The sequence below is a fragment of the Pseudomonas izuensis genome (genome assembly GCF_009861505.1).
Taxonomy (GTDB): domain Bacteria; phylum Pseudomonadota; class Gammaproteobacteria; order Pseudomonadales; family Pseudomonadaceae; genus Aquipseudomonas; species Aquipseudomonas izuensis.
The window spans coordinates 15,499-32,993 of the sequence record NZ_WTFT01000013.1 but is presented as its reverse complement, the minus strand read 5'-3'; the positions used below and the strand labels follow the sequence as shown (position 1 = coordinate 32,993).

Sequence of the window (17,495 nt, the reverse complement as noted above, 5' to 3'; positions counted from 1 at the left end):
CGTCGGAACGCCGCCCGGAGCCAGCTCGCTCCTACAAGATCAAGTGCAATGCCCCCGCCGATTGGGGCTATACATGAAAGAAGGGAACTAAAAACAACGACAAACGGGAGCCCCATGCAGACCTTCCAGGTGTTGATCATCGGCAGCGGCTTTGGCGGGCAGTGTGCAGCGGTCAATTTGCTCAAGGCCGGCATCACTGACTTTCGCCTGCTGGAACGGCGGGACTTCTTCGGTGGTACCTGGTGCCAGAACACCTATCCCGGCGCGGCGGTCGACGTGCCCTCGCCGCTCTACTCACTGTCCTTCGCCCCTTACCGCTGGACGCAGATGTTCGCCGAACAGGCCGAACTGCATCGCTACACCCGATATGTGGTGGAACGCTTCGGCCTGCGCGACCGGGTGGAACTGCAAGCCAATGTCGAGCGCGTGGAATGGGACAATGCCGGCAAACGCTGGGCAGTGCACACCACCAAAGGCACGTTTCACGCCCAGTTCCTGATCAATGCCACCGGGCCGCTGAGTCAACCGGTGGTGCCGCACTTCAAGGGACAGGAGCGTTTTCAAGGCAAGAGCTTTCACACCAATGACTGGGACCATTCCTACGATTACCGGCAAAAACGCGTGGCCATCGTCGGCAGTGGCGCCAGTGCAGCGCAGGTCATCCCGGCCATTGCGCCGGATGTCGGGCACCTGCATGTGTTCCAGCGCACCCCACATTGGGTATTGCCCCGGCCGGACCGCCGCTTTGGCCGCTTCCAGCGTTGGCTGCTCGGGCTCAAGCCGGCCTACAAGCTGCTGCGCTGGATGATCTACTGGCAATTCGAAACCCGGGTGATTGCCTTCAAATACTCGAAACCGGCGGTGCGCATGGTCCAGCTTCAGGCCCTGCGCTTCATCAAGCGCCAGGTACCGGACGCCGAACTGCGGCGAAAACTGACACCGGATTACACCATCGGCTGTAAACGGATCATTTTGTCGAGCACGCTGTACCCGGCACTGGCCCGCCGCAACGTCACGCTGCACAGTCGCGAACAGGGCATCGCCGAGATCGACGAAACCGGTATCGTCATGCAGGACGGCCAGCACATCGACCTCGACCTGATCGTCTGGTCCACTGGATACGACGCCACCGACGGGGTGATTTCCTACCCCGTCACCGGCAAAAACGGCACGCAACTGCGAAACGTCTGGGCCGAGTATCCCCGAGCCTATCTCGGCACCAGCCTGCCAGACTTTCCCAACCTGTTTATCGTCACCGGCCCGAACACCGGCATTGGCCACACGTCGGCGCAGTTCATCATCGAATCGCAGATGAACTACATCCTCGACTGCATTCGCACGTTAAAAGCACAAGGTTTGCGCAGCATCGAAGTACGCCCCGAGGCAGAACGTACCTACACTGAAATGATCCATAGAGAAATGGAGCGCACGGTGTGGAAGTCCGGAGGCTGCCACAGTTGGTATCAAAGCAAGAGCGGTCATGTGATTGCCATATTTCCGGGGTTCAGTTTCAGCTTTCACCGTATGACTCGAGCCCTGAAACCCGCCGATCACATATTGTCCTGATCCTTCAGAAGGAAGACGCCTGATGCTTTTACTGGTTGTCGCTATCGCGGTTTTCGCGGCCTGGAGCTGGTTGAGCTACCCGGCCATCGGGTACTGGCTGTACGACTTGAGCGTGGCCGCCGAGGCCAGGTTGTACAAGTTGCACAAGATTGTCGTGCCCATCACCGAAATGACCGTCTCGACCTGGCAAGGCGGCCCGTACGAGGCCTCCAGCAATGTGTTGATGCTTCACGGCTACAGCGCCGATAAAAATATCTGGCTGCGTTTTGCCCGGTACTTTGTCGGCAATTACCGGGTGATCATCCCCGACATCGCCGGCCATGGCGAAACCGGCTTCAAGGCCGGTGGCGGCTATGACATCCCGTTGCAGGCCAAGCGCATGATCCAGTTGCTGGATGTCTGCGGGGTCGAGAAGGTCCATGTGATCGGCAATTCGATGGGCGGCTACATCGCGGCCTGGCTAGCGGCCAATTACCCGGAACGGATTGTCTCGGTCGCCCTGTTTGACCCGGCGGGCGTCGCCTCGCCCGAGCCCAGTGATCTGGAACACCATTTGTTCCGCGGTCACAACCCGTTCCTGATCAACTCGCGGGAAGAGTTCAAATATTTTTATGCCATGACGATGGCCGATCCCCCGTGGGTACCACGGGTGGTACTGGACGCCATCGCCCATCGCTATGAACAGTCGCGCGACGAACTGGAAGAAATCTTCCGCGATTTTCGCGCCAGCCCGCCGATGGAGCCGAAACTGCCGGCAATCAAGGCCCCGGCGTTGTTGTTGTGGGGGCGCAAGGATCGCTTGATCGATGTCAGCAGCGTCGCCATCTGGAGCAAAGGCATTGCCGATCTGCGAGTGGAAATCTGGGAAGGCATCGGCCACATGCCAATGGTCGAGGCACCCGCCGGTTCGGCACGCCTGTATCGGGAGTTTTTGGCATCGCTGCGTTCGGAGAGCCCTCAGGATCAACGACTGCACTAAAAAACCGTAGGACCTGTAGGACCTTTTGGACTTGTTGGACCTGTAGGAGCTGACGAGTGAAACGAGGCTGCGATCGGCTGCGAAGCAGTCGTAAACCCAGCATGCATATTTTTCCTGATACACCACACTGCCCGATTTTACGACTGCTGCGCAGCCGATCGCAGCCTCGTTTCACTCGACAGCTCCTACAGGGATCGCAGCCTCGTTGCACTCGACAACTCCTACAGGATGCAGTCCTTTGCAGAATGAAGTTCGTCAGAAACTTCGTTTGTCGGCGCCGCTGAAGGCTGCGATCTTTTCTCCCATCCTTCACGTCACCGCGCCAGGAAACCTGTTCATGAATCACCCGAGCTTCGTCAGCCCCGACCTGATCCGCCAACGCTTCTCCAAAGCGATGTCCGACATGTACCGCGAAGAAGTGCCACTGTACGGCGCGTTGATGGAGCTGGTGGAACAGACCAACCGTCATGTGCTCGACAGCGATCCGCAAGTGGCCCGACAGTTGAACAGCACCGGCGAAATCGAGCGCCTGGACCTGGAACGCCATGGCGCGATCCGCGTCGGCACCGCTGCTGAACTGGCAACCCTCGCCCGCCTGTTCGCGGTGATGGGCATGCAGCCGGTGGGTTATTACGACCTGACCCCGGCCGGGGTACCGGTGCATTCCACGGCGTTTCGCGCGGTGCATGAAGCGGCGTTGCAGGTCAGCCCGTTCCGCGTGTTCACCTCACTGTTGCGTCTGGAATTGATCGAAGACCTGGAACTGCGGGCGTTTGCCCAGTCGGTGCTGGACAAGCGGTCGATCTTCACCCCTGCCGCGCTGAAACTCATTGACCACGCCGAAACCCAGGGCGGTCTCACCGACCAGGAGGCCGGGGAATTCGTCGAGCAGGCGCTGGAAACCTTCCGTTGGCACCACAGCGCCACGGTCACCGCCGAACAATACCGGACGCTCAGCGCCCAGCATCGGCTGATTGCCGATGTCGTGGCGTTCAAAGGTCCGCACATCAATCACCTGACACCCCGCACCCTGGACATCGACATCGTCCAGGCACAGATGCCGGTTCACGGCATCACCCCCAAGGCGGTGATCGAAGGCCCGCCCCGCCGCCAGTGCCCGATCCTGCTACGCCAGACCAGCTTCAAGGCACTCGACGAACCGGTCGCTTTCACCGACCAGACCGAGTCCCGCGGCAGCCACAGTGCCCGCTTCGGCGAGATCGAACAACGCGGCGCCGCCCTCACCCCCAAAGGCCGGGCGTTGTATGACCGCTTGCTCAATGCCGCCCGGGACGAACTCAAGGACTTCCCCAACGAAGCCAACGCCGCGCGCTACAACGCGTTGATGGTGCAGCACTTCAGTGAATTTCCTGACACGTACGAGGGCATGCGCCAACAGGAACTGGCGTACTTTCGCTACTTCGTGACGGAAAAAGGCCTGGCGGCAGCCGAACTGAAAACCTTGCCCCTGGAAGCGCTGGTCAGCGGTGGCTATCTGCGGGTTGAACCCTTGGTGTACGAAGACTTCCTGCCGGTCAGCGCGGCGGGAATCTTCCAGTCAAACCTGGGGGACGCCGCGCAAACCCGCTATGGCGTGCATTCCAACCAGCAAGCGTTCGAAAAGGCGCTGGGACGGCCGACCATTGATGAATTGGGGCTGTATGCAGAGACGCAGCGGCGGTCGATCGAGCAGTGTTTTGCCGCACTGGCGGACTGACGCGGACCTGTGGGAGCACGGCTTGCNNGCAAGCCGTGCTCCCACAGGGTTTGTGATTACTTCAACTTCGCCAACAAGGCTTCCGCCGCCGCCTGCGACGACGCCGGATTCTGCCCCGTCAGCAACAGACCATCGGTGAGCACATAGCTCGCCCAATCAGGCCCTTTGGAAAAGATCCCGCCCTTGGCCTTGAGCTCATCCTCCACCAGAAACGGCACGACATTGGTCAGCTGCACCGCTTCTTCTTCGCTGTTGGTGAATCCGGTGACCTTCTTGCCCTTAACCAACGGCTGGCCATTCACGTCCTTGGCATGACGCAATACTCCGGGGGCATGGCAAACGGTCGCAACCGGTTTACCGGCGTTGTAGAACGCTTCGATCAGGGCGATCGAATGCTTGTCTTCGGCCAGGTCCCAGAGCGGGCCATGCCCGCCGGGATAGAAGACCGCATCGTAATCACCGGCCTTCACGGAACTGAGCAGGACGGTCGAGGCCAACGCGGACTGGGTAGCAGGATCCTTGCGAAAACGCTCGGTAGCCTCGGTTTGAAAATCGGGCTCGTCGCTTTTCGGGTCCAGCGGTGGCTGGCCGCCCTTGGGCGAAGCCAGGGTCAACTGCACGCCGGCATCCTTGAAGGCGTAATACGGTGCCGCGAATTCTTCCAGCCAGAAGCCGGTTTTCTTGCCGGTGTTACCCAATTGATCGTGGGACGTTAAAACCATCAGGATTTTCATGTCGTCTTCACTCCGTCTCGGGACTGCGGGGGTGGCTTATTGCGGTGATGCGCAAGAAGCTGCGCGTTGATCCTGGCGTAAGACCTTGGTGCGAGGTTCATCGTTCGGTCGCAAAGACCTTTCAACAGGTGCGCAAGCCGATGCCACGTGCTGCGCAACTTTGCGCGCGAATATCGGCTGATCCTGAGGTAGCACCTTGCCGGGAAATGCTCGACCCGTTGATTTGAGGGGCTTCGTGGCTTGTGGCACGGACCTTGTTAACCGTCAGGCCCCCACCAGGCGCAACGGCCTTTCGGGAGTCTCACTAAACTCTAGCAAGGAGAGCATCCATGGCTACCCCCGCGTATATGTCTGTCATCGGAAAAGATTCAGGTCTGATGACCCAAGGCGCATACACTGTCGAATCCGTAGGTAATACGTTTCAGGAAGGTCACGAAAATGAAGTCATGGTTCAGGCATTCAGCCATGAAGTGACGATCCCGCGTGATACTCAGGCAGGCCAACCAACAGGGCTGCGCGTACACAAACCCATGGTGATTACCAAAGTGTTCGACAAATCCTCACCATTACTGCTGGAGGCCCTTTGCAAAGGCGAGGAAATTACGTCGGTCGAAATCAAGTGGTACCGCACCTCCGCCAATGGCAAGCAAGAACACTACTACACCACCAAACTTGAAGACGCGAAAATCGTCCATATCAAAGACTACATGCACAACTGCCAAGATCCGGCAACCTCACACTTCACCCACCTGCAAGACGTACATTTCAGCTATCGTCGAATCAATTGGTCCCACGAGGTCGCCGCTACTTCCGGCGCTGATGATTGGCGCAAACAAAAAATCGACTAAATACCGAAAGTTGCCGTGTACTGCCCCCAGCACGACGGCATTCGATGTGCAATAAGAAAGGGTGATCGAATGATCACCCTTTTTATTTACAGGACGGTTGAAAATTCACAACACACTCCGGAAGGTGTTCGCCCAGTGCAGTGGCCTCGGCAATCCATGCACTGGTAAAGAGCCGTAACACTGGGCGAACGGGGTGTATTTTAATTGAAGTCAATGAATATGTCCGCGCCTGAAAACATGAAATTTGCAGATACATTCTTATAAAATGTCAGCTTGAATATTACTTGGGCAGACCGGTAGAACTCACCGGTTCGTCCATAAAGAAGTGATTATTCCTATACAAGAAGCTGTACAGGAACAATCAACAACAGCAATGGCACTCAACTTCCGCGTTTGCTGGTCACTGTCAGTATGTCGGTGTAGGTCACATAAACGCTCTGTCCGACTTTCAATCCCTTCAACTTGGCCTGAACTTCCGGACGTTCTACATCCACGGTTTTGGACTGTCCTTTCGGGTTCTCAAAGGTCACCCGATTGTTCTTCACATCAATGCCGGTGATTTTCAGCTGCACCTTCACCTGGCGATAGGCTTCCCCCCCTGGGTTGGCACTGCCCGGGGCGGCACGGACTTCGCCAGTGCGCTCAGTGCTGCCTGGCAAGCCCTTGTCGACATCGGTATCGAGGTAGGCCGCCACGGCGCGGGTGACTTTGATATCGACCTGATCGCCGGGTTTCAATTTGTCGAGGTTTTTGGCCTTTTCGGTCAATTGCACAGTGGCCTGACGACCTTCCGGCCCCTCAAGGACGACTTGATGGTTGGCCGCATCCACCGAGACGACTTTGGTGGTGATCTGATCGGCTTCCACGACAGCGGACAGCGGAATATCGGCGGCAACGACGCTGAAGCTGGCCGCTGACAGCAAGGTAGCGAGGGTAATGGCTTTGGTCAGTGCGTGACGTTTCATAGGCTGAACGTTCCCTGTGATTGATGGCAACGAACGGCGCTCAATTGCGATCAAGCGCCGACCGTGCCGATGAGCATAGACGCTGATCAGGAACGCTTCGCAGTTTCTTGTGCCGTCGATTCTCCGCTGGCCGTTCCTTTGCCGCTTTCCTTGCGCCGGGTCGGGTCGGTGGGGCGCAAGGCGTCATTGTCACGCTCAACCTCTCCGGGTGGCCGTGGCTCGTCGGGGTGTTTGGTATCTGGCGCGGGTTTCATGGCTGCGTTCCTCAGGTTTCGGGATCGTCGACTTCCCGGGCCACGTTGATGCCCGGTGAATCCATATGGGATTGCTCCGCCCTGGCCTTCAGGTCCTGCCATTGTTCAAGGTCAATGGCGCCCTGCCCCAACAGGTCATCGGCCAGATCCAGTAGCTGCTGATAATGGGCGTCGGGGGACTGTTGCCAGTAAGCCTCGTCTTCGAACAGGCGCTGCCACGCATCGAGGTCGGGCGGTGTGAGGTCTTCGCGCATGGCAGGCTCCGGTCAAAGGGCTTCTGGATTTTTGAGGCCGGCGCGCTGCCGGGAGTTCCGACTCAATAACCGGTCATTTCCAGATACCCCTGCCCGCCATGGCTGCCGCTCAATTGCACCGGGCCTTCCCAATAGGGAATGCGCAAATCCATCCAGGCCTTGGGATTGAGCGCGCTGATGACGATGTCCAGGTGCTTGCCGGGAATCAGGATCGACCAGCGTACGGGCATCGAGCGCCCGGCAACGCGGGTGGTGTCTTGCGGGATGAGCCGAATGTCGGTGGCGTGCAACAGTTGCGTCTGGCCCATGGCATCGGTCCACGTGCCGGTGAGGTAAGGTTCACCGTCCTTTTGCCGCATCCGATAGAGCATCACCTGCTCGCCGCTGTCCAGGTGCAGGGAAAACCAGTCCCAGCCGGTCTGGCTGGCGGTCAATGGTTGACTGCTCCATTCGCGGTCGAGCCATGCGGGTCCACTGACCTGATAGGGCTTGCCGTCGATCTCCAGCAGGCCGCTGGCCTGGAAAAACGGCTGGCTGTAGTAGTACGACGCCTGGCCTTGTTCGGATTTCTGGCTGAAGCCCTTGTCCCCTTGCAGCACCAGGGGCTGATTCGACGTCAGCCGCAGTTGATAGCTGAATGACTTGTCACGGACACTCAGTTGCACGTCGGCCAGCGGGTCGGCGTCACTCGACCGGCTGCTGAAACGCCAGTCGTCAATCCATGCATTGAACGGCGCCAGGCGGACACCGGCCTGGCCGACGCCACCACGGGCGTAGCGTTCGGCAGCGTGATGCACCGTCGCCGACGTCACGGCCGCGTGACCGAGCCAAACCACCTGGTTTTCCCAACCCGCCACTTCAGGGGTGGCTTTCAAGGCACTGCGAAACAGCGTCCACTGCGCACCGAATTCATGGCCCTGCTCGTCCTTGAGGTTGGCGGTGACGTACCACCATTCGATGCGAAACCCGTCGTGGGGGCCGTGATCCGCCGGAAAGCCGAACACCCGACCGGGCACCACCGCCGTGAACGCAGACGCTTGATTGCCCATCCCCGCAAAGCCTTTTTCCACGGGCCCTGATTGATCGCAGCCACTCAATAGCAAGGTCAGCAGCACGCCGGCGAACTTAATCCTCATGGGCAAACGTCCTCAATAAGTCCGCCGGTTGCGTGCGATGCAACGCGTACAGCGGCCACGCCGAGGCCAGCACCGTCGCCACCAGTGCCAACCCCATCAATTGCAGCAATTGCAGCGGAAATACCCGCAACGGCAGGCGCCAACCAAAGGCCTGCACATTGATCACCGTGTCCAGGCACCACGCCAACGCTATGCCCAGCGGCAATGCCAGCACCAGCGTCAACAGCGCCAGTAACCAGGTTTGCCCGAGGTTGAGCAGCATCAGTTGCCGGCGCGTCACGCCCAGCGCCCATAGCGGCGCCAGTTGCCCGAGACGGCTCTGGCTTTGGGTCAACAGACTGATGAACAGCGCCACCCCGGCCACGCAGAGGGTCAGGCTGTTGAGTGCGGCGGTGGCGGCGAACGTCCTTTCGAACACTTGCGTGGACCACCCCTTGAGCCTGGCCTGATCAACAATGCGGCTGTCCTCCAGGGCGAAACGCTCTTGCAGTGCCTTCACGAACGAGGGAATCGAAGCCGGTTCGATGCGCAGGTTGAAGCGACTCGGCGTCAATTGCGGCCAGCCGCGCAGCAAATGGTTGACGTTGACCAGCACGTGCCCCTTCGGATTGCCGTAGTCGGCATAGATCCCGACGATGCGCGGCGACCATGGGCCATTGGGCGTGGGAATCGTCAGGTGATCGCCCAATCGTACTTTCAGGCGCCGGGCGAGTTGTTCGCTGAGCATCAATGCATCGTCCGTGGCCAGGTGCTCCCAGGGCGTGTCGCCCAGCGCTTCCAGCAGCGGCCAGTGCTGGCGATACGTCGGATGATCGATGACGCCGAAGACGTCCGTGGGCCAGCCTTGCAGCTGGATCGACACCTGCCAGTTGGGCAGCACCGCCGTGATTGGCGGCTGTTGCTTGAGCCAGGTGAGCAGCTCCCTGGCCTGCGCCGGGTTTTGCGGATTGAGGTAGAGCTCGGCGGTCAGTCGTTGTTCGAGCCAATGGCTGAAGGTCTGGCGAAAACCGGCGGTCATGCTGCCGGCGCCGATGTTGGCTGCGAGTGCCAACAGCAGCGCCATCAACGCCAGGCTCAGGGCGGGTAATTGCTGGCGGCAATCGGCGACAAACCATTGGCCGAGCACCGAATGGCTGCGAGGGAGCAGCCCGTTGAGCACGGTGTTGAGTACCACCGGCAGCGCCAGTGCCGCGCCCAGCAACAGCGTGGCCATCAATACGAAACCGCTGGCCAGGCTGTCTCCGCCAAGCAATGCCAGCAACGCGATCGCCAAGGCCAGCGCCGCCACCCAACCCTGACGGCGCAACCAGCGTGCGTGGGCCTGATGCCAGGCCTGCGGGTCGGCCAGGGCCAACAGCGGCAAGCGCGCCGCCCGCCACAAACTGTTGGCGCCGGCGAACAAGGCGCCCAGCAGGCTCAGGCCGATGCCGCTGAACCACCACAGCGGACTCAGGCTCAATTGCCCCGCCACTTCGGCACCATACAAACCGCGCAGGCTGGCGGCGACATCCGGCAGCAACACGCTGGCCAACAGGTAGCCACTCACCACACCGGCCACGCCACCGATCAAGGCCAACACACCTAACTCGACAGCGAGGCAGGCGATCAGCATCCGCGCGCTCACGCCGCAGGCGCGCAGTGTTCGCAGCAAGCCTCGACGCTGTTCCAGCGCCAGTCCGATGGCCGCATGCACAATGAACAGGCCGACCACGAACGATAGAAATCCCAGGGCATCGAGATTCAGATGAAAGCTCTCGGTCAGGCGCGCCAGATTGTTTTCTTCGCCGCTGCTCTTGAACTGCAATTGCCCCTTGAATGGCTCGGGCAGTGTCGCGGTAAAACCCTTGGGCAGCAGCAGGCGCGATACCTGATCCGGTAAACCGAGAATCCGCTGGGCAAACCCGATGTCCACCAGCAATACGCCTGGAGCCATGTCCGCCTGAGCATGCAACGGCGGTAATGCCTGACCGTTCACCCCCAGCGGACGATCGCCCTCCGTCAGCCCCAAGGCTTGCAAGGTCTGCGGCGAAATCCAGGTGCTGCCCGGCGGGGTGAAAAACTCGACCACCTGCTCCATGGCCAATGCCTGTCCGGCCACGGAGGCACCCGCCGGCAGCGACACTGGCTCGATGCCCATCAGCTGTAGACGCTGATCCTCATGGCCCTTGAGCGTCAGTCGTCCCTGCAACACAGGTGACACCGGCCAACCGGCACGCCGCAGGTCGACGAACCATTGTTGCGGGAAGGTTGCACCGGTGGGCGCACTGAGGCTGGCCTGGGGTTCGCCGCCAATCAATTGACTGGCCCGGGCATAGCTGTCCCGCGCCTGACTGTTCAGCGCCTGCACGCCGGTCAACAGACTGGTGGCCAGCCACAAGCCGGTCAGCACGCTGAAGAACTGCACCGGGTGTTGCCGCCAGTGACTGAGCAACGCCCGCAGGGTTTCGCGAAAAATGCGCACTTCAGCGCCCATCCACACCGGCCAGGCGACCACCGTGCAACACTACTTTTTCCGCCAGCCGCGCCGCGACGCTGGGGCTATGAGTCACCATCAACAGGGTCGTGGGGCTGTCATCGAGCAGTTCCAGCAACAGTTTCAGGACCTCGGCGCTGGTGGCCTCATCGAGACTGCCGGTGGGTTCGTCGGCCAGCAGCAGTTTCGGTTGCGAGGCCAGGGCCCGGCCCAGCGCCACCCGTTGCTGCTGACCACCGGAGAGTTGCTCCGGGTAACGTCGCAGCAGATCAGCCAACCCCAGGCGTTGCACCAAATGCGCCTGCCAGCGCGGATCATGGCGCCCGGCAAGACGCGCCTGAAACGCCAGGTTGTCCTCCACCCGCAAGCTGCCGATCAGGTTGAACTGCTGGAACACCAGGCCGATTTCCGTGCGCCGCCAGTTCGCCAGCTGCCCTTCGTTCATGCGCTCCAGCCGATGTTCACCGCTGCGGATGCTGCCACGATCCACCTTGTCCAGCCCGGCGATCAGGTGCAGCAAAGTGCTTTTGCCACTGCCCGACTCCCCCATCAGCGCCAGGCTGCTACCGGGTTTGAGGCTCAGGTCGACGCCTTGCAGCACCGGCAACGGGCCTTGTGGGGTGGCGTAGCTTTTGAAGACGCCCTGGACTTCAAGCATGGAGGGGGGCTCATTGAAAACCGTGAGCCTAGGATAGCGGACGCAAATGTGACCGCGTTATCGTTCTTCGCGAGCAGGCTCGCTCCCACAGGTTTTATGTACACCAACGATCCACTGTAGGAGCGAGCCGGCTCCGGGCGGCGTTCCGACGAAGAGGCCCGCACGGTCACTCAAAATCTCACTGCCCCACCGCCACACTGGCAGGCGCCTGCGACGGCGTGACAATGCTCTTCAAATCAATATGCTTCCACTCAGGCTTGGCCCCGAGCCGTGCATTGAACCGATAGTTGAACGTGAAATCATCGGCCGTCGGCACGCTCAGCGGTTTGCCATACACCGCCTCCACCCCCGCCAGGTCGTACCCCATCAACTGCAACAGGGTCGGGAAGATGTTGTAGTGGCTGGAACGGTCCTTGTTGCCGGCCAGTGCAGCCTGCCAGTCCAGGGTCTTCAATCCGCTGCCCTGAATCACCACCAGCGGTACCAATCCTTCCTCTTCCACCGGGTCACCGCCGCAATGGGTGTTCAATCCGGGATTGCCCCGTTCATGCAGGTCCTGGCCGTGGTCCGAGGTGTAGATCAGCAATGCGTTGTTCAGATTCGCCTGGGCAAAGATCCGTGAAAAAAACTCCCCGACGTTCCACAACAGCGTGTTCTTGTAAGCATTGCGATACAGCACCCAATCATCCGGCTGACCATTGAAACCCTTACGCTCGCCCGTGTCCGAGACTTCGACGAACTGCCCCCGAGGCAGCGTCGGACGATAGGCCATGAACCCGTCCGGGTATTTGTCATGCACCGGAAAGTGCGCCCCGACCTTGTTGATCACCACCATTTGCGGCTTGCCGTCATTGAGCAGTTCGATCAGCTTGGCCGCCGCCGCCATATCGCGGTCGCGCACGCTGGTCTGGTCGAATTGCACGAACTCATCGATGTCCTTTTTCTCGGTCGCACTCATCAGGTTTTGCAAATTGCCGCCGGTGCGCTGCGCATCGATATAAACCGTACTCAGGCCGGCCTTTTTCGCGTACTGCCAGATCGACGGCAGTGTGCTGTTGATTCGCACATAGTCGGCGCGGGTGCCGCCATAACGCAGGGTGACGTTGGTATCGACGCTGCAATTGGCGATGGAGGCGGCGTAGCCATAATTGAAAATTTCAACGCCCTGGTGGGGTTCCTTGAGCGTGCTGTGCACGCCGAACGGAGCGTTGATGTCCAGGTAGTTGCCGGAAATGCTCTCGTCGATGATCAGCACAATGTCGTGCCCCACCGGTTGCTCGACGCGCGCCAGGCTCACCGGCTCGCGGGGCCCGACGGTGTTGTGCAGGGACTCGTAGGCGAACAGGTTCAGGTAAGCCAGTGGCGTATACATGAACGGTAAACCCCGCGCGCCCTCCCCGGCACGCACGAACAATACCGCACTGAGCAGCAACACCCCCAACAGCGGCGCCGCCACCAACCACGCGCCCGGCACCGGCATCCGCCGACGCGGCTTGAGCCCGATGCCGATCAACAGCAGCACACCACCGAGCACGCCGCTGATGATTGCACCACGGTATTGGTACAGCGCTTCTTCGATGAAGCCACCGGAATACACCAGCGAGACGAAACTGCTGTAGGTCAGGTAGTCGGCGGTGACCCGCGAATACACATCAAAGAACACCGCCGAGCAAAACATCGCCAAAGCGAATAGATGACGAATCAGGGTCTGGCGGATGTACGCCGTCATGAACAAGGCAACTGTCAAAACGACGAACATGCCGGCAAACAGCACCAGTGGAAAACTGAATCCGATCGCACTGATCCGACCAAAGTAATAGTCGTAATGGGTGATCAAATAGACAGCTATCAGAATTTCTTTGAAGTATCGAATCATTGTTTTGACGCCAGTTATCCAACACGTCGGCCAAAAGGTTGCCGGCCGTTTTTTGACACTAGCACCGAGCCATCGAAGCGCAAGAAACGTCAAAAATCAGCGGAAAGCGTCAAAAAAAAATCGTCTCAATTCTGACACACTAAAGGGCCTACAGCCCTTGTATTTCAAGCCTTACGACCGTTTATCGTTTTCTCGAAAATCTTCACGTCCCCCAAAAATTGGGGTAAAGCCAGCAGGGCCGAGCCTTTGATGGCAAATGGCCCCCCAGAAGTGGGGGTGTCTTAGCTCTCTTACATGTCAGTTTGCTGACACGGTTTGCCAAGGCTGGGCTATACCCCTTTTGACAGTCCCATTTTTGATCTCTCCACCGTATTACGAGGCACGCCAATATGGACGTGAGCGTATTGGGTACGGGCTACCTTGGCCTGATACAAGCTGCGGCACTGACCGATGTCGGACATCGCGTCTTTTGTGTCGACATCGCCCCGAACAAGATCAAGCAGTTAAACGTCGTGTCCGAGGCGCCGCGCCCATGAAGATACTCGTGACCGGAGCCGCCGGATTCATAGGTGCCCATTGCATGTTGCGGCTGTTGCGCGACGGGCACCAGGTGGTCGGGCTGGACAACTTCAACGACTACTACGACCCGCAACTCAAGCACGATCGCGTGCGTTGGGTGCAGGAGCAGGTCGGCCATTTCCAGCTCGCAACGATTGACCTGGCCGATGCCTCGGCCATCGACACCCTGTTTGCCCAGGAAAAACCCGAGGTGGTGATCAACCTCGCGGCCCAGGCCGGCGTGCGTTACTCCCTAAAGAATCCCCGCGCCTACCTCGACAGCAATCTGAGCGGTTTTCTCAACGTCCTCGAAAGCTGCCGTCACCACCCGGTCAAGCATCTGATCTTCGCCTCCTCCAGCTCGGTCTACGGCGCCAACCAGCACACGCCGTACTCGGTGCAGGACGGCGTCAATCACCCGCTATCGCTGTACGCCGCGACCAAGAAGGCCAATGAACTGATGGCCCACAGCTACAGCCACCTGTTTGGCATCCCCTGCACCGGGCTGCGTTTTTTCACCGTGTACGGGCCCTGGGGCCGGCCGGACATGTCGCCAATCCAGTTCGCCCGGGCAATCAGCGAAGGCACGCCGCTGAAGTTGTTCAACTACGGCGAGCACCAGCGCGACTTCACCTACATCGACGACATCATCGAAAGCATCGCCCGGCTGATCGAGCGGCCACCACAAGCCAATGCCCAATGGGACCGTGAACAACCGGACCCGGCCAGCAGCATGGCGCCATGGCGGATCTACAACATCGGTGGCCAGCACCCGGTGGAGCTCAAGGACTATTTGGCGCTGCTGGAAAAACACCTGGGGCAAAAAGCCCTGGTCGAGTTGCTGCCCCTGCAACCCGGGGACGTACTCAACACCTGCGCCGATGCCAGCGACCTGGCCCGCGCCACCGGTTTCCAGCCCCGTATCGAGCTGGATGAGGGACTCGGCCGTTTCATCGCCTGGTTCCGCGACTACTACCCACTGCCCATCGCCCACGCGCCGCTCGCGGCTGAATCACAGCGGAGGACTGCTCAATGACTGGACATGAAAAAGGTGTGCCGATCGAAATGCTGCGCCGTGACAAGCGCCTGGACCCCGAACACCGAATGCGCCTCGATGCGGCGATCCACATGCAGGGTCGCGGCTGGGTGACGGGCCGTGACGGGGGGCGGCCCTGGACGCTGTCGCGCACCAACCGCGTACTCGCCTGCCTTGGAGCGCTGGTGATCCTGGTGCTGATTTCCCCGGTGCTGCTGGGCCTGGCGCTGGCGATCAAGTTCACCAGCCCGGGGCCGGTGATGTTCGTGCAGAAACGCACCGGCTACCGCGGCCGCATGTTTGGCATGTACAAGTTCCGCACCATGGTGGCCAACGCCGAGGAGCTCAAGGAATCGCTGCGTCACCTGAACAAACACGGGGCCGACGCCATCGATTTCAAGATCGACAAGGATCCGCGCATCACCGGCATCGGCGGCTTCCTGCGCCGCACCAGCCTCGACGAGTTGCCGAACCTGATCAATGTGGTGACCGGCGACATGCGCCTGGTCGGCCCAAGGCCGACTTCGTTCAACGCCTATCGCTACAAGGACAATCACCTCGCACGCCTGAGCATCTATCCCGGCATGACCGGCCTCTGGCAGATCTCCGGACGCAGCAATATCGACTTCGACCAGCGCGTTGAGTTGGACCTCAGCTACATCGCCGAGCAGAGCCTGCTGCTTGATTTGAAGATCCTGTTGAAAACCCCTTTCAAAGTATTCAGCGGCCACGGAGCAAGCTAATGGACGGTTCAACTGCAAAGAGTCTCAGCATCGCCAACCCCAGCGAGACCAACCTGGCCTCCACCGTGCTCGACCAGGATCTGCGCATCCTGTTTCTGACCGCCGCCAACCCCGGCGCGGGCACGACCACCAGCACCCTGGTGCTGGCCAGTCAGCTGGCGCAAATGAGCAGCGGCCAGGTGTTGCTGGTGGACGCCAGCCAGTCATCGAGCAACCTCACGCAACAGCTTGGCTTGACCAAGGAGCGCGGTTTGCGCGACCTGCTGTTCAACCATCAGAGCCCGCCCCTGTTGCAGGACTGCGTGGTGGACGTGTCGAGCCTGCCCTTTCACATCCTGCCCAACGGCCGGCACGCCCGGGGCAACGAGCACCTCACGCCGGAACGCCTGGGGCCGCTGCTGCATGAACTCGGCAGTCGCTATCGCTTCGTGGTGATTGACGGCGACGCGGTGTATTCAGCCGCCGACACGCTGGTCATCAGCACCCAGGTGGACGGCGTGATCATGGTCGTGCGCGCCGAAGACACCCGCTGGGAAGTGGCCCAGGCCGCGGTGCAGCGCCTGACCCAGGCCGGGGCGAAACTGGTCGGCAGCGTGTTCAACCGACGCAAGTACTACATGCCCAAGTGGCTCTACAAGAACCTGTAAGCAACCGCAAAAAGGATGACGCCATGAACGCCAAGATGCTTGTCCTGCTGTTGCTGCCGCTTGCAGGTTGCTCCAGCACTTCGGAAACCCAGAACATGCCGGTGAATATCCTCACCGCCACACCGGCCAACGCCCAGGCCACCGACATGCCCAAGGTTGAACAGACCTTGCGTCCGCAGGATGTACTGGACGTGATCTTCCACATCAGCACCAGCGGCTCGGATGCCTACCGCATTCAGTCCGGTGACCAGATCGGCCTGAACTTCACCGCCGCCAGCCAGCTCAACGGCAATCAACTGGTGCTGCCCGATGGCACGATTGAACTGCCGGGCGCCAACACCTCGGTGAAAATTGCCGGGCTGACCAGCGAACAGGCGCGTCAGGAAATCCAGCGTGCCTACCAACGCAAACAACTGTTCCAGCCCAACCGCAATCAGTTGTCCGTGCAGGTCATCAGCCCGCTGAGCAATGAGTCGAACCTCAAAAGCGCGCTGAACCACCCGGCCACCGGCATGAGCCGGGAGATCACCGTGGGCACTGACGGCTATGCCAGTTTCCCGGAAATCGGCGCCGTGCCGCTGCAGGGCATGACCGTCAATCAACTGGAAACCTTCCTCAATCAGAAGTACGCGCAACTGCCCGGTCGGATGACCGTCGACGTGCTGCTCAAGTCCACCGCGGGCAACGAGATCTACGTGCTTGGCGAAGTCGGCCAGCCGGGCTCCTACCCGATCCGCCGCCCGGTCTCGGTGCTTGAAGCCCTGACCCTGGCCCGCGGCTCCAACGTCAAGGCGCGCCTGGACTCGGTGGTGATCATGCGGCGCAACGGTAACCAGGTTCAGGCCCGGCGCTATGACGTGGAAAAAGCCCTGGCCGGTGATGCCTCGCAAATTGCCTACCTGCAACCGGACGACATGCTCTACGTGCCCAAGACCAAACTGGCCAGCGCCGGTGACCTCGCGCGGCAATTGGCGGACGTGGTGCTGTTCCAGGGTGTGGGTTTCAGCTTCGGCTACCGCGTCGACAACAAAGACAGCAACAACAACTGACT

The 17,495-nt window shown here is 60.2% G+C and carries 16 protein-coding genes and 1 pseudogene; 9 read left to right on the top strand and 8 right to left on the bottom strand.

Annotated features, from left to right (window positions below; all coding sequences use genetic code 11):
* The first annotated feature begins 114 nt into the window (after nucleotides 1–114).
* The 3 genes from GPL81_RS13925 (at nucleotide 115) to hglS (ending at nucleotide 4,262) form a co-directional block, all read left to right on the top strand.
* Complete coding sequence (locus GPL81_RS13925) at nucleotides 115–1,566, top strand: flavin-containing monooxygenase (protein ID WP_160107195.1); 1,452 nt, start codon at nucleotides 115–117, stop codon at nucleotides 1,564–1,566.
* 22 nt (nucleotides 1,567–1,588) lie between these two features.
* Nucleotides 1,589–2,545: an alpha/beta fold hydrolase gene (locus GPL81_RS13920; protein ID WP_096512360.1), complete on the top strand. Its 957-nt coding sequence runs from the start codon at nucleotides 1,589–1,591 to the stop codon at nucleotides 2,543–2,545.
* A gap of 337 nt (nucleotides 2,546–2,882) precedes the next feature.
* A complete protein-coding gene (hglS, locus tag GPL81_RS13915) occupies nucleotides 2,883–4,262 on the top strand; it encodes a 2-oxoadipate dioxygenase/decarboxylase HglS (protein WP_160107194.1) in 1,380 nt (459 codons plus the stop codon).
* A gap of 56 nt (nucleotides 4,263–4,318) precedes the next feature.
* Here the strand turns inward: hglS and GPL81_RS13910 are convergent, their stop codons facing one another.
* Nucleotides 4,319–4,996 carry a type 1 glutamine amidotransferase domain-containing protein gene (locus GPL81_RS13910; RefSeq protein WP_160107193.1) on the bottom strand — a complete coding sequence of 226 codons (678 nt, stop codon included), beginning with the start codon at nucleotides 4,994–4,996 and terminating at the stop codon, nucleotides 4,319–4,321.
* 329 nt (nucleotides 4,997–5,325) lie between these two features.
* Between GPL81_RS13910 and GPL81_RS13905 the strand changes: the two genes are divergently transcribed.
* The gene (locus GPL81_RS13905) at nucleotides 5,326–5,844 is read left to right on the top strand and encodes an Hcp family type VI secretion system effector (RefSeq protein ID WP_160107192.1); all 519 of its coding nucleotides are present in this window, start codon (nucleotides 5,326–5,328) and stop codon (nucleotides 5,842–5,844) included.
* A 380-nt stretch (nucleotides 5,845–6,224) separates the two neighbouring features.
* On the opposite strand, the gene GPL81_RS13900 is transcribed toward GPL81_RS13905, so the two are convergent.
* The 7 genes from GPL81_RS13900 to GPL81_RS13875 form a co-directional block, all read right to left on the bottom strand.
* Nucleotides 6,225–6,809, bottom strand: coding sequence for a hypothetical protein (locus GPL81_RS13900; protein ID WP_160107191.1), 585 nt, complete (start codon nucleotides 6,807–6,809; stop codon nucleotides 6,225–6,227).
* Between the two features lie 86 nt (nucleotides 6,810–6,895).
* The gene (locus GPL81_RS31085; protein WP_178122592.1) at nucleotides 6,896–7,063 is read right to left on the bottom strand and encodes a hypothetical protein; all 168 of its coding nucleotides are present in this window, start codon (nucleotides 7,061–7,063) and stop codon (nucleotides 6,896–6,898) included.
* Between the two features lie 11 nt (nucleotides 7,064–7,074).
* Nucleotides 7,075–7,317: a hypothetical protein gene (locus GPL81_RS13895; RefSeq protein ID WP_160107190.1), complete on the bottom strand. Its 243-nt coding sequence runs from the start codon at nucleotides 7,315–7,317 to the stop codon at nucleotides 7,075–7,077.
* Between the two features lie 62 nt (nucleotides 7,318–7,379).
* Nucleotides 7,380–8,453 (bottom strand): lipocalin-like domain-containing protein, encoded by a 1,074-nt coding sequence (locus tag GPL81_RS13890; protein WP_160107189.1) that lies wholly within the window; start codon nucleotides 8,451–8,453, stop codon nucleotides 7,380–7,382.
* Nucleotides 8,443–10,914 carry an ABC transporter permease gene (locus GPL81_RS13885; protein WP_160107252.1) on the bottom strand — a complete coding sequence of 824 codons (2,472 nt, stop codon included), beginning with the start codon at nucleotides 10,912–10,914 and terminating at the stop codon, nucleotides 8,443–8,445. Before GPL81_RS13885 ends, GPL81_RS13890 begins: the two co-directional genes overlap by 11 nt.
* Before the next feature lies 1 nt (nucleotide 10,915).
* Nucleotides 10,916–11,584 carry an ABC transporter ATP-binding protein gene (locus GPL81_RS13880; protein WP_160107188.1) on the bottom strand — a complete coding sequence of 223 codons (669 nt, stop codon included), beginning with the start codon at nucleotides 11,582–11,584 and terminating at the stop codon, nucleotides 10,916–10,918.
* Nucleotides 11,585–11,762: 178 nt separating this feature from the next.
* On the bottom strand, nucleotides 11,763–13,460 hold the full coding sequence (locus tag GPL81_RS13875) for a sulfatase-like hydrolase/transferase (RefSeq protein WP_160107187.1): 1,698 nt from the start codon (nucleotides 13,458–13,460) through the stop codon (nucleotides 11,763–11,765).
* Between the two features lie 389 nt (nucleotides 13,461–13,849).
* Between GPL81_RS13875 and GPL81_RS13870 the strand changes: the two are divergent.
* The 5 genes and pseudogenes from GPL81_RS13870 to GPL81_RS13850 form a co-directional block, all read left to right on the top strand.
* Nucleotides 13,850–13,966: pseudogene (locus tag GPL81_RS13870) on the top strand (hypothetical protein); the annotation flags it as partial.
* Between the two features lie 26 nt (nucleotides 13,967–13,992).
* A complete protein-coding gene (locus tag GPL81_RS13865; RefSeq protein ID WP_160107186.1) occupies nucleotides 13,993–15,054 on the top strand; it encodes an NAD-dependent epimerase in 1,062 nt (353 codons plus the stop codon).
* A complete protein-coding gene (locus GPL81_RS13860) occupies nucleotides 15,051–15,797 on the top strand; it encodes a sugar transferase (protein WP_096512370.1) in 747 nt (248 codons plus the stop codon). Before GPL81_RS13865 ends, GPL81_RS13860 begins: the two co-directional genes overlap by 4 nt.
* The gene (locus GPL81_RS13855; protein WP_160107185.1) at nucleotides 15,797–16,444 is read left to right on the top strand and encodes a CpsD/CapB family tyrosine-protein kinase; all 648 of its coding nucleotides are present in this window, start codon (nucleotides 15,797–15,799) and stop codon (nucleotides 16,442–16,444) included. Before GPL81_RS13860 ends, GPL81_RS13855 begins: the two co-directional genes overlap by 1 nt.
* Nucleotides 16,445–16,467: 23 nt before the next feature.
* Entirely contained in the window at nucleotides 16,468–17,493 is a 1,026-nt protein-coding gene (locus tag GPL81_RS13850) for a polysaccharide biosynthesis/export family protein (protein ID WP_160107184.1), read from the top strand.
* Nucleotides 17,494–17,495: the final 2 nt, after the last annotated feature.

Coding starts and splice junctions, on each gene's coding strand:
- GPL81_RS13925 (WP_160107195.1), top strand. CDS start 115: ATGCAGACCTTCCAGGTGTTGATCATCGGCAGCGGCTTTGGCGGGCAG.
- GPL81_RS13920 (WP_096512360.1), top strand. CDS start 1,589: ATGCTTTTACTGGTTGTCGCTATCGCGGTTTTCGCGGCCTGGAGCTGG.
- hglS (WP_160107194.1), top strand. CDS start 2,883: ATGAATCACCCGAGCTTCGTCAGCCCCGACCTGATCCGCCAACGCTTC.
- GPL81_RS13910 (WP_160107193.1), bottom strand. CDS start 4,996: ATGAAAATCCTGATGGTTTTAACGTCCCACGATCAATTGGGTAACACC.
- GPL81_RS13905 (WP_160107192.1), top strand. CDS start 5,326: ATGGCTACCCCCGCGTATATGTCTGTCATCGGAAAAGATTCAGGTCTG.
- GPL81_RS13900 (WP_160107191.1), bottom strand. CDS start 6,809: ATGAAACGTCACGCACTGACCAAAGCCATTACCCTCGCTACCTTGCTG.
- GPL81_RS31085 (WP_178122592.1), bottom strand. CDS start 7,063: ATGAAACCCGCGCCAGATACCAAACACCCCGACGAGCCACGGCCACCC.
- GPL81_RS13895 (WP_160107190.1), bottom strand. CDS start 7,317: ATGCGCGAAGACCTCACACCGCCCGACCTCGATGCGTGGCAGCGCCTG.
- GPL81_RS13890 (WP_160107189.1), bottom strand. CDS start 8,453: ATGAGGATTAAGTTCGCCGGCGTGCTGCTGACCTTGCTATTGAGTGGC.
- GPL81_RS13880 (WP_160107188.1), bottom strand. CDS start 11,584: ATGCTTGAAGTCCAGGGCGTCTTCAAAAGCTACGCCACCCCACAAGGC.
- GPL81_RS13875 (WP_160107187.1), bottom strand. CDS start 13,460: ATGATTCGATACTTCAAAGAAATTCTGATAGCTGTCTATTTGATCACC.
- GPL81_RS13865 (WP_160107186.1), top strand. CDS start 13,993: ATGAAGATACTCGTGACCGGAGCCGCCGGATTCATAGGTGCCCATTGC.
- GPL81_RS13860 (WP_096512370.1), top strand. CDS start 15,051: ATGACTGGACATGAAAAAGGTGTGCCGATCGAAATGCTGCGCCGTGAC.
- GPL81_RS13855 (WP_160107185.1), top strand. CDS start 15,797: ATGGACGGTTCAACTGCAAAGAGTCTCAGCATCGCCAACCCCAGCGAG.
- GPL81_RS13850 (WP_160107184.1), top strand. CDS start 16,468: ATGAACGCCAAGATGCTTGTCCTGCTGTTGCTGCCGCTTGCAGGTTGC.